At 32.5% G+C, this 12439-nt stretch carries 6 protein-coding genes; 1 reads left to right on the forward strand and 5 read right to left on the reverse strand.

Going from position 1 to position 12439, the window contains the following annotated elements:
* Nucleotides 1-615 precede the first annotated feature (615 nt).
* From F6K15_RS30145 to F6K15_RS30165, 5 genes are all read right to left on the reverse strand, one after another.
* Nucleotides 616-1059, reverse strand: coding sequence for a cupin domain-containing protein (locus tag F6K15_RS30145; RefSeq protein WP_293068379.1), 444 nt, complete (start codon nt 1057-1059; stop codon nt 616-618).
* Nucleotides 1060-1267: 208 nt separating this feature from the next.
* Nucleotides 1268-2038: a cysteine hydrolase family protein gene (locus tag F6K15_RS30150; RefSeq protein WP_293068381.1), complete on the reverse strand. Its 771-nt coding sequence runs from the start codon at nt 2036-2038 to the stop codon at nt 1268-1270.
* A gap of 1007 nt (nt 2039-3045) precedes the next feature.
* The gene (locus F6K15_RS30155; RefSeq protein WP_293068384.1) at nt 3046-5958 is read right to left on the reverse strand and encodes an ATP-binding protein; all 2913 of its coding nucleotides are present in this window, start codon (nt 5956-5958) and stop codon (nt 3046-3048) included.
* Nucleotides 5959-6380: 422 nt separating this feature from the next.
* Nucleotides 6381-8171, reverse strand: a complete 1791-nt coding sequence (locus tag F6K15_RS30160) for a sensor histidine kinase (protein WP_293068387.1) — start codon at nt 8169-8171, stop codon at nt 6381-6383.
* A gap of 811 nt (nt 8172-8982) precedes the next feature.
* Entirely contained in the window at nt 8983-10512 is a 1530-nt protein-coding gene (locus F6K15_RS30165; protein WP_293068390.1) for a response regulator, read from the reverse strand.
* Between the two features lie 308 nt (nt 10513-10820).
* Here F6K15_RS30165 and F6K15_RS30170 point away from each other — a divergent pair, with 308 nt between their 5' ends.
* Nucleotides 10821-12020 (forward strand): glycosyltransferase, encoded by a 1200-nt coding sequence (locus F6K15_RS30170; RefSeq protein WP_293068392.1) that lies wholly within the window; start codon nt 10821-10823, stop codon nt 12018-12020.
* Nucleotides 12021-12439 lie beyond the last annotated feature (419 nt).

Here is a 12439-nt window from a genome sequence, read left to right on the forward strand (position 1 = left end):
GAGACTTTAAACCAAAATTTTCGGTAAATAAGAAGGGTGCATCTCAATATTTGCAAAAATACTTTTTTCCTATATATTCCCTATTCTCTATTCCCTGTTGCTTTCCGGAGCTGTTGCCTAAAAGCGATAAATTTTTGGCTTTATTCTTGCATTGAGATGCACCCAAGAAGAAGTCCAATAATTAATTATTAATTGTTAACTATTACCTATCTTTCAAAATAAGAGGATTGAATCAAAAATTTTTTTTGATCTTTTATTCTTTCAAGTTTACTGTAGATAAATACAGACAAGTAATAAGTTTCATAATTCTGTGTATCTTCACACGCAATTGATATAACGGAGGATAGAAATCAAAATATTTTTGAGTGCTAATTAAGCAGATATAATATAATTTTTTCATTTTAATTTTTGGCAAAAGGAAAAGGATAAAAAAGAAAAAATTTTCCCTACAACGTCAATCCTCTTCTTTTCAAGGAGAGGTAATTATTAATTATTAATTGTTGAAAAGCTTGTTGGGGTTTGAGTCCCCATCCAGTTTTTCCTTATTTATTCTTCCTTATTTATTCTTCCTTCTTTCTTCTTCTTTCTTCCTTCTTCCTTCTTCCTTCTTCCTTCTTAAATACAACTTGAACGAGAAAGAACTTGCATATCTTCTTCGTCTAAATCTACTGGCATTCCACTACGAATTAGTTCGGCAAAGTCTTCATTTGGCACCATAATACATAAAGTATAGAGACGAGTTAAGCCAGTATTTTCTATGACATGAATCCCTGTTGGTGGTACTAGAATACTATCACCAGCACGAATATTAACAGATTTCCCATCACATATTGCCCTTCCTTCTCCTTTAATAATAAAGAACATTTCTACCGCTAAATTATGTCGATTTGGAGGAGTTTTTCCCCCCACATCAAAAATTTCTAAACATACAGTCAAAGAAGCATTTGCAATTACGGGATCAAAAATAATTGCTAATCGATTACTATCATTGGGACTAATACGATATGCTTGATAATCTTGGGGAGACTTAAGGACTGGAATCATGCATTGAGTAATCATTTTATTATAGGTAATAGTGTTAATTTATTCAGGAAATTATTGATTATTTAATTGTAGTTTTGCTTAGACATCAGTGGCATCAGAATTAATCATGTTGACATGAAAAATTATAATTTTTATCAGACAGGAAATCAAAGGTTTTTGGAAATTTTACTTTTTGCTTGACCTTAATTTCCTTCTTCCTTCTTCCTTCTTCCTTCTGCCTTATTCAATTAATAGCCTCTAAAATAGCATGAGAATTTGTGACAAACCCAAAACATTGTTTCACATTATAAATAGTAGCTTGCCAACAATATTCAGGGGAAGTAGTGGCAGTGCAGTCTGAAACTAAAATGCAGTCATAACCAAGGAAATTTGCATCTTGTAATGTTGCCATTACACATTGATCTGCATTCACTCCTGCAAATAAGAGAGTTGTTTTGCCCATATTTCGCAGGATGCTATCAAGGGGAGTATCCCAAAACCCACTCATCCTATATTTACTCACGCGAATATCTCCTGCTTGTTGCTCCAACTCATCCACAACTGCTGCTGCCCAACTTCCTTCTATAAGTACGGGGGCGTTATTTTTGGGTAGTGGGTCGCCTAAACCTATACCTTTCCCAGTAGGGTTATAAACATGGCGTAACCCAGCGCTGATATTTAGTAAGTCGGAACGGTTTCCCCAGTTTAACCAAATTATCGGGACGTTTTGCGATCGCAATTGTGGTAAGAAATTTATTAGTGGTTGAATGGGAGACCGTGCAGGTGTTACATCTACACCAATATGAGCTAACCAACCATCGGGGTGACAGAAGTCATTTTGCATATCTATAATTAGAATTGCTGTTTTGGCTAAATCTAATTTAATGCTTTTGTTTTCTGTTTTGATGACAATGGGTTTAGCAGGAAGAGGAGGACGAGTAATATCTGCTGTTGTTTCATCAACTTCCCAAGCATTAGGTGGTATACCTAGAGTTTCAAGAGATAAATTTTGCATAATATTATCTGGTGAATTTATCTATAAAATTACGAATAGCATAGATAATTTTTATATTTTCTTTTTCATTTTCGTCGATAGTATATTATTAGTTGTATTACTTAAGATTTTTTTAATTTCCCTATTATTGTTTGGTTGATTTTTAGTAAGCATTCAGCTGTCAGCATTCAGCTATTCAGCTATTGTTTTTAGTGCGCGATCAAAGCTTATTAATTTAGCTACAATTAAATCTTATATCATGTCCGGATAATTAGTTATAAAAAAACTTTCTTCTTCTTGTCCTATTCTTCCTCTTCCTTCTTCATTTCTTCCCTCCTGACTCCTGACTCCTGAGGACTCCGTAGTTATTTATTTATCACTGTTCAACCGGACATGATATTACTATGAAAGTCAGCTACCTTGAGCTTAAAGTATATATTCATTTAAACACTGCCTTTAAGGGGAAAGTCTTATTGCTGTTTGTGCAGCATTCCGCAGGAAATGCTGACAGCTAATAGCTGTTTGGGCAGCATTCCGCAGGAAATGCTTACGATTTTTATTTTCAAATGTTTGTATGATAGATTGAGGAATTAAAAATTTTAAACAACAATAATATTTTCTGTCACTTCTGATTAAGAGATACAGTATATTCCAAGTATAAGAAGTACAAATATTTAACAATTAAATGAATGCAAGTGCGGGCATCTTGCCTGCGATTAATTTCCCTCACAAAAGTGGAATCTGCTGTATCAAAATTTCAATTTTATCCTAATAAATTTTATTAGACATCTCCAGAAAATAAATCTTTTAACTAGAGCAAGCTAAGGATACGAAAAATTTACCCTAAAAAATCCTTTTTCGTGCCTTTTTCATCAAAATATCTTACCTGTTGCCTGTTGCCTGTTGCCTACTCCTGCAAAAAATCTATATCTTTTTCGGAGATGTCTATTTAATAAATATTTGTTATACCAAACATGAAAAAAGAATATTACCAATAATAAGCACCAACCAAAAGACTTTAGACTAAATTACTGCTTGATTGGAATCTGAATGATAAACTCTACACCATTATTTGGTGTGGAAATACAGAAAAGTTTACCCTGATGTTTTTCCACAATAATCTGATAACTAACAGATAGTCCTAAACCTGTTCCTTTACCTATTGGTTTAGTTGTAAAAAAGGGATCAAATAATTTATTTATTATCTCCGGTTTAATACCAATACCATTATCTGCAATAGAAATTTCTACCCAATTATGCTCTAAAACTTTAGTACGAATTTGAATGATGCCAGAGTAATCTTGAATATTTAAAGAAGTTGGCTTTTGATTGTATTCATTTATGGAGTCAATGGAATTATTAATAATATTAATTAATACTTGATTAAGTTGACCAGGATAGCAATTAATGAAAGGAAGTTGAGCATAATTTTTAATAACTTCAATAGCAGAACTATTAGATTGAGATTTTAATCGGTTGTTGAGAATTAATAAAGTACTATCAATACCTTCGTGAATATCAACTGTTTTTAATTCTGATTCATCAAGGCGGGAAAAGTTGCGTAAAGATTGAACTATTTGACGAATGCGAGTTGCTCCTACTGTCATTGATGAAATTATTTTAGATAAATCTTCTTTCAAGAATTCTAAATCGATTTCCTCAATATATTCTTCAATTTCTACTTTTGGTTCTGGATAATGTTGTTGATAGAGTTTGACTAAGGTTAGTAATTGTTTAGTATATTCAGATGTAAAGTCAAGATTACCATAAATGAAACTCACAGGATTATTAATTTCATGGGCAACGCCTCCTACTAATTGCCCCAAACTAGACATTTTTTCTGTTTGAATTAACTGAGTTTCTTTTTGTTTTAATTCTTCCAAAGTTTGTTGAAGCTGTTGAGTTTGTTCTTTTAATTTAGTTTTCGACTGTCGCAGGGAATTTTCTACTTCTTGGCGCTGTTTAATTTCTTGTTCCAGTTGTAAATTTTGAGAGTTAAGTTCTTCTAAGGCTAAATTTCTACTTTCTTCAGTCAATACTAACCACCAACTTCCTATGCCAATTAATAACAGTAGAGGCAGATATAATTTTACTAGGGTTATTAGTAATGACTGTGAATTATTCCCTAAATATTGAGATATATCAAGATAATAAATGACTCCAAATATTAATGCTACTAACCCAGAAATAAATAGGAAAATACCTAAAAATTTAACCACTCTTAATCCTAATTGTGGGGAAAATTTACTAGAGATAATTTTCCGAGCAATGGTAAGTAACGGTTTTTCAGTTATCGGAGTTAATGCTGTGGTAGTTTCTTTGCAGCGGTCATAACAATGGGAATCTAAGCTACAACATAAAGAACAAATCGAACCTTGATAAACAGGACAGTATGCCATGTCCTCCTGTTCATACTTCTGATTACAAATACAGCATTCCACTGTGTCAGAAAGATTAATTTTTTTATATTGATTTTCTCTAGCAATATAGTATTTACCTCTGGTAATAATGGCAATTATGGGAGCAAGAATAAATGCTAAAACCAAGGCAATAAAACCACAATAAGCTTGAGCAACAGAGCCAAATATTCCTAAAAAAGCAGCCATTGATACTGCTGAAGCAATCAGCATTGAACCAAAACCAACAGGATTAATATTATGTAGATAAGCTCGTTTAAATTCAATGTAAGAAGGGCTAATTCCTAACGGCTTATTAATTACAAGATCGGCAACTAATGCTCCTATCCAAGCAATGGCTACATTAGAATATAATCCTAATACTGCTTCTAAAGTAGCAAATACATTTAACTCCATTAAAACTAGAGCGATCGCTACATTAAAAATCAGCCAAACAACACGACCAGGATGATTATGAGTTAATCGAGAAAAGAAGTTTGACCAAGCTAAAGAACCTGCATAAGCGTTAGTAACGTTAATTTTTATCTGAGAAATAATTACAAATAGAGTTCCTATTATTAAGACAATTTTTGGGTCATCAAATATCTCAGTAAATCCTATTAAATACATTTGTATTGGCTGAGTAGCTTTAGCAAAACTAACTCCATGACTAACAGCAATAGAAGCTAAAAATGCGCCTCCCAATTCTTTAGCTACACCAATAATTATCCAACCAGGTCCGGCTAAAATCATCGCTAACCACCATTTAATCTGATTATTTTTTTGTTTATCTGGCAGAAAGCGGAGATAATCTACCTGTTCGCCAATTTGAGGAATTAAAGAAAAAGAAACTGTTGCTGCCGCTCCAAATAAAAGTGGATTAAATTCTGCACCACTGACCGATCTACCTGCAAAATTAAACCAATTTGATAAAGCATTTGGCTCTTTATAAAGAATAAAAATATAGGGAGATATCATTAAACTTAACCAGATTGGTTGAGTCCAAATTTGCAGTTGATTAATTACAGTTATCCCAAAAAATACAAGGGGAATAATTATTATGGAACAGACTAAATAGCCAAGGTATAAAGGTAGGTGAAAATATAACTCTAGAGCTTGAGCCATAATTGCTGCTTCTAGGGCAAAAAATATAAAGGTAAAAGAGGCATAAATTAAAGAAGTAATTGTGGAACCAATATAACCAAAACCTGCTCCTCTGGTCAGCAAATCCATATCAATATTATATTTAGATGCGTAATAAGATATAGGTAAGCTAGTCAGAAAAATTATTATCCCTACAGTTAAAATTGCCCAGAAAGAATTAGCAAAACCATAACTAATAGCAATTGAACCACCAATAGCTTCTAAAGCCAAAAAAGAAGTTCCACCAATAGCAGTATTTGCTACTTGAAATTCTGACCATTTCCTAAAAGATTTAGGAGCAAAACGTAAGGCATAGTCTTCTAATGTTTCTGTTGCTACCCAGGAGTTATAATCTCGCCTAACTTTCTGAATTTTTTTATTTGGGATTGTTTGATTTTTCATCTCTGGCAATGCTTGAAAATTTAGCTTTCAAATTAATTTTTTTGATACTCTGAGTTCAAAGTATATATATATAGCAACCCTATTTCAGTTGCGAGTAAAAATATCTTTGAATTTAGGGAACAGCGGTGCGACCCGGCATCGGAAAAAGATGCAAGGGAACGGGCACCAAAAGAGGGAATAGAAATAAAAGTTTCAGAGTTTTTATGTATCCTTAGATTTTTTATAAATTATTTCCTATTGCTATAATATCATATTCGGTTAAATACTTATCAAGAAACAGTAATAGACATCTCCATAAATTAGATTTTCACCTAGACAGAATCAGGGTTTCATATTCTTTTTTGGAGATTATAATAGAGAACACCAGGTATAGAGGGATAAATAAATATCTTCAACAATTAATAATTAATAATTAATAATTGTTAATTGTTAATTGTTGAAGATACTACTTGATTAATTTTCTGCCTAATAGGAATCTGAATTATAAACTCTGCTCCCTTCCCTAGTTGAGAATAACACAATAATTTTCCGCCATGTTTTTCCACAACAATTTGATAACTAATAGATAATCCTAATCCAGTTCCTTTTCCTGAAGATTTAGTTGTAAAGAAAGAATCAAATAATTTTTTGCTAACTTCTTCAGTCATACCTAAACCATTATCTGCAATTGAAATTACTACCCACTCTTTATTTAAAATTTTAGTACAAACTTTAATTTGACTCGGATTTTTCCTGACTTCTTCTGGGGTGCGCTGTTCATTATATTCATCCAACGCATCAATAGCATTACTCAAAATATTCATCAATACCTGATGAAGTTGACCAGCATAAAAATCAACTAATGGTAATTCTTGATATTCTTTTATAACTCTAATTTCTGGGGAAGAAGTTGTTGCTTTAATCCGGCTATCTAAAAGCATCAATGTACTGTCTATTGCTTCATGAACATCAACTTGTTTAAATTCGGCTTTTTCAAACCGGGAAAAGTTACGCATTGACTTAATTATTTCATAAATTCTTTCTGTACCTATCTCCATAGACCTGATAATTTCATTGAGGTCTTTCTTAATAAAATTCAGGTCAATTTCTGCTATTTTAATTTGAATTTCTGGTGTAGGATGAGGAAATTTATGCTGATACATCTCTAGCAATTCTAGTATGTCTTGAAAATATTCTTGAGCTGGAGCAATATTTCCACGAATATAGTTAATTGGATTGTTAATTTCATGGGCAACACCAGCTACCATTTGTCCTAAGCTAGACATTTTTTCTGTGTGTAGTAATTGAGCATGGGTTGTCTGTAGTTTTTCTAGGGTTTTTTGCTGTTCGGCAATTGCTTTTTCTAAACGGTCAGATTGAATTAATGTGGATTTTCCTGATACATCTAATAACTGATGTAATGTGGCATTTTCTGATTGAAGCTGTTCAATAATTTTATCTTTATATTTTAGTTCGCTCTGATTAATTGTTCGATCTTTACCTTGGCTAGATGAGAAAATTTCACCTTGGTCAAAGGGCAAAAGTGCTATCTTAACACTTAGTGCTAATGGTTTTAATAAATCAATAGTCTCTCTTGGTACTTTTACTTTTAAAAACATTAAAACTACAAACATATTTCCTGAAGGTAATAAACCTCCAAATCCGATTACAGATTTAATATTAAAAGGAATTACAAATGATTTTTGTGCTGGAATATAAGGGCTACCCAAGGCATCAGCTACATAAAATACGTTGTACATTTTTTGCTCTAAATCAGCCAATAAATTTAGGTCTGTTTCTACCACTTGACTAACTTCTAATCCTAATTGTTGAATTAGCCTTGATATCATAGGAATTTTAGCGATCGCTGCTTTATTTGCTAAAGGAATTGCTTTGTGTCCAGAAGATTTTTGTCGTAAATTCCATTCTGGTTTTTCCCCAGCAGTACTCAGCAAGGTTAAGCATTTTAAATCAGGAGTGACTGATTGATTATTTAATAATGTAGAAGCATATTCTTGTAGTTCGTAGCTGAGTTTTTTATATGAAATAGTCTGAAACATACGGATTAGCGCACAGGATTTTTCTTTAATATCTTTACTAATTAGATTTTCATAAAGATACTTAATAATCCGATTGCTTACCTCTTCTGTTGTATGAGCATCTTTTCCTAATTGGCGTAAAACTAGCCCACATTCAGACATATCTCTGAGACCAAATTGAGTTAAATCATACATCTTTAAATTTTTTAAAATTCAGTTCAGTAATGTATAATTTAAGTTTAACATAAAAACATCTATACAACTATATTAAAAGTGTTTAATATTAAGTATTAAATGCTGATAGATAATTAAATTAAAATCTAAAATTTAGACGTTCAAATATGTCAATTTATTATGGCAGGGAATAAATTAAAAAGTAAGAGTTATTAGCTATTGCTTTTAGTTTAGGATAAAAGCTTTATTAATTGTCTTACTGCAAAAATTGGCTCCCTTGCCCTTATAAAAATTTGATAAATGTTTGTTACAAATGGTAGGGAAGTTGCATAGTCCGTACGAAAGAAGGAAGAGGGAAGAAGGAAGAAGGGATAAATATTTAAAAAAATGTAAAAAAGATATAAATAACTATCTAAAATTAACTCGAATAGCTATTTTTAAGCATATCCGATTAACATCTACCTTTTTGTAGCATTCTTTTTTCAAATTGGTATTAAAGTCTATTTCAATTTAAACACTGTCCTATATGAGAGAGTCTTGTTGTTGTTAACGCAGTTCCTCCGGAGGAGGCTAGCTGACAGCTAATAGTTGTTTGCGCAGCATTCCGCAGGAAATGCTTACATTAAAAATAATCTGAATAATAAGAAATTAGCAGTCTACTGATATAGATCATATGAAATACGTTAATGTTTGCTACCAACTACTGATGGGGAGAGAGGGAGATTTCGAGATGGGGAGATTCGTAAGTAACACAATTTTTTGTATTTCATATCAGAAGTAGATAATCAAGAGCGTTATCAATATATGTATAGTAAAATTTATTCAATTATTTCTAACTTTTTTCTCTTTTTTGATTTGGTAATTTAATCACAAATTCTGTTCCTTTTTCAGAAAGAGAATTACATTCCAATTCTCCTCCATGTTTATTGACTATAATTAAGTAACTCATAGATAATCCTAAGTTGCTGATTTTATTGTAAGTATTGGTATTTTCAAAAGTTTCATATAGTTGATCTTTGAGATTTTCCAGTATTCCCAGTCCATTGTTAACTATTCTAATTTCTACTCCATAGGATTCAATAATTGAAGTAGTAATAGTAATCCGATTTGGATTTTGCAGAATTTCTTGATAAGTTTTAAATTTTTTATAGTTATATTCTTCTAAAGAATCAATTGCATTGACTAACAAATTCATAAAAACTTGATTTAAGGTATTTGGATAACAATTAATCTGAGGTAAATTTCCATAATTTTTGATGATTTCAATTGCAGGACGCTGATGATTAGCTTTTAGTCGATGCTGTAAAATTGTCAGAGTATTATCTATGCCTTCATTAATATCAAAAGCTACTTTTGAGGTACTATCTGCTCTAGCAAAACTTCGCAATGATACGCTAATTTCGCTGATGCGAGTGCTTGCTGTTTTTATGGAAAATAAGATTTTTGGTAGCTCTTCAATCAGAAAATCTATATCCATGTCTTCCGCGTCTTTTTCAATTATTAGACCAGGCTCAGGAAATTGTTTTTGATATAACTTAATGTGATTAATAATTGCTGTGAGATATGTTTCTGCTAAATTAACATTACCGACAACTATACTAACTGGATTATTTAACTCATGGGCAATACCAGCAACTAATGCCCCAATGTTAGACATTTTTTCACTTTGAATTAGTTGCAATTGAGCTTCTTTAAGTTCTTCTAAATATTGAGAAAGTTCTGCAGTTCTTGACTGTACTTTATCTTCCAGAACGGATGCAGATTTTTGCAATTCTATTTCTGCTTTAGTCCGTTCTTTGATCTCTTTTTGTAAGCGTATATGTATATTTATTCTAGATAACAGTTCTTCTGCTTTAAACGGTTTAACAATATAGTCTACAGCTCCTAAATTTAAACCTTTGATTTTTTCATCAGATTCAGAAAGTGAAGTCATAAAAATAATAGGAATATTTTTAGTTCTTTCTGAAGTTTGCAAGTAACTACAAACTTCAAAACCATCTATTCCTGGCATAATTATATCTAGTAAAATCAAATCTGGTAATACATTTTTTACTGTCTCAATTGCAGTTTCCCCATCCTCTACTACGATGACATTAAAACCAGAAAATTTTAATAAATTCAACATTAAATTGGCATTTCGATATTCATTATCGACTACCATAATTGTGTGTTCTTTTTTTTGATTCATGGAAACTCCTTTGATTTTTTTATTAGTTAAAACTAAAGCAGTTTTCGACTTTATTAAGTGCAAAATTTTATGGGTATTGCCAATAATAAATAAGGAATATAAATCAAGATTTAACTGTACCCAATCATTCTCAAAAAATCTGTAATATTTTTGACTATCTAAATGTATTTTCACAAAGATAACTAGATTTATTTATGGCAAAATCAAAGTAAATATCAGATAATTTATTACTACTTTCACCCAGCCGATATGATTTTCCGTTCTACTACTTATACTCATAAAACAATTAATAACTCAAATAAATTTTTTATTGTATTATTAATCATGTTAACATTTTTATTAAAGTCAGAGTAGTTCTTTATCAAAACTTTTCATAACAGTAGAATTACCATTATATCACTTTTTGTATTGAGATAGACACAATGCTGTAAAAATCTCAACTATGACTACTAAAAACCCGAATATCTAGGAGTATTAACCCATTGCGTATTATCATCCAAGGTTGGCGTTTTTTACCCCATTCTTATGCGATCGTAAATCAATTCCAACTACTAGAAATGCTGAACCGAAAGCATCTACAAATTTATCATCAGGATATGCCTTACGTTAGCAAAAGTTGGCAACCCGTCAAAGGTTTATTTTCTCCTGATGCAGAAATAGCATTACGCAACATCCCCAAACCATCTCCTCAACAAACTGCTGATGCCACATTACGGATATATGCTCCATTTAATCTCAGTTTCTCCACAAGCAAACGAACAGTAGTTTTTGCTGGCACTGAATGGGGTATTGTCACCAAATCTATTGTTAACGGAATGGGTGTAAAATCTTTTGCAGAAGCTCATGCTCAAGGGGATGCAGTTATTATTACCCCCTCCCACTGGTCAAAAAATGGGTTTATTCGCAGTGGTGCTCAAGAAAGTCGTGTTGCTGTTGTCCCTCATGGTGTCAACTCTAATATTTATCATCCTTTACCAACTTCTCAGAGAACTATGCTGCGCCAAAAGTTGGGCATTAATAACTATTTTGTATTTCTCAACATTGGGGTCATGTGCAATAGTAGTCAAGGAGTGGGGCGCTTACTGAAAGCATTTGCCACCATTGTTGAGCGTTATCCAGATACCAAACTTATCCTTAAAGGTAGGGATGCTATTTTTCCTTCTAAAGACTCTATTCTCAAAGCTAGCAAAGTTGCACTTACTGGTGCACAGATGGAAAAAGTGAAATCTAGAATTATCTATGTTGGTGAAACTCTTTCATTTCTTGAACTAGCTCAACTTTATCAAGTTGCTGATGCTTATGTTTCTCCCTATTTAGCTGAAGGTTTTAATTTGCCAGTATTGGAAGCAACAGCTTGTGGTTTGCCTGTAATATGTACAAAAGGTGGCCCCACAGATGATTTTACTAACTCGGACTTTGCTTTAAAAATTGATAGTAAACTCCAGACTAATTATACAAGGGATGGAGATACCCTCTGGTCTGTAGTCCCAGAACAAGAGCATTTGATTGAATTAATGCAAACAGTTATTGAAAAACCTTTATTGTTAGACCATGCTCGTCAAACTGGGCCTAAATGGGTTCTTCAGCATTTTACTTGGAAGCAAGTGGTGGATCGATTGTTAGATGTGCTTATACCGTCTGTAAAATTTGGTAGACCTACTTTTGAGCCAATTATTCTTTAGAAAAGAGGGAGTAGGGAGTAGGGAGTAGGGAGTAGGGGGAAATAATTGATATATCTAGTCCAATAATTGATTTTATTTTTTATTATTGGAGATTTCTAGTGGGCAATATTAATTTAGTTTTGAAATGTTAGAGATTTTTGGTGACTTCATTTCTGTTGCGGGTTAGTTTTTGAGAGACAGGAGATAGGGAAATCAGGAAGTTTTCTCTCACCCCTTTCTTGAGTGTGTCCTTATTTCTGGGAAACCTACTAATTACCCACTAGCTTTCGGCCTAACTAAGTCTAAAACTAAGCTGCTGTAAAATACCTACACAATTCCGGCAAAACTAGGACAAACCTGGTAATGCCAGAATTGAAGCTTATTTCCTGCTTCAACCTGGGGAGTCGGCTCCTTCCAGTTCACAGGCGTAAATTCGGGTG

The organism is Okeania sp. SIO2B3 (assembly GCF_010672525.1).
Lineage (GTDB): Bacteria > Cyanobacteriota > Cyanobacteriia > Cyanobacteriales > Microcoleaceae > Okeania.

Bases quoted from the DNA above. Each gene is read 5' to 3' on its own strand.
- F6K15_RS30155 (WP_293068384.1), bottom strand. From the start codon at position 5,958: ATGAAAAATCAAACAATCCCAAATAAAAAAATTCAGAAAGTTAGGCGA.
- F6K15_RS30150 (WP_293068381.1), bottom strand. From the start codon at position 2,038: ATGCAAAATTTATCTCTTGAAACTCTAGGTATACCACCTAATGCTTGG.
- F6K15_RS30145 (WP_293068379.1), bottom strand. From the start codon at position 1,059: ATGATTACTCAATGCATGATTCCAGTCCTTAAGTCTCCCCAAGATTAT.
- F6K15_RS30160 (WP_293068387.1), bottom strand. From the start codon at position 8,171: ATGTATGATTTAACTCAATTTGGTCTCAGAGATATGTCTGAATGTGGG.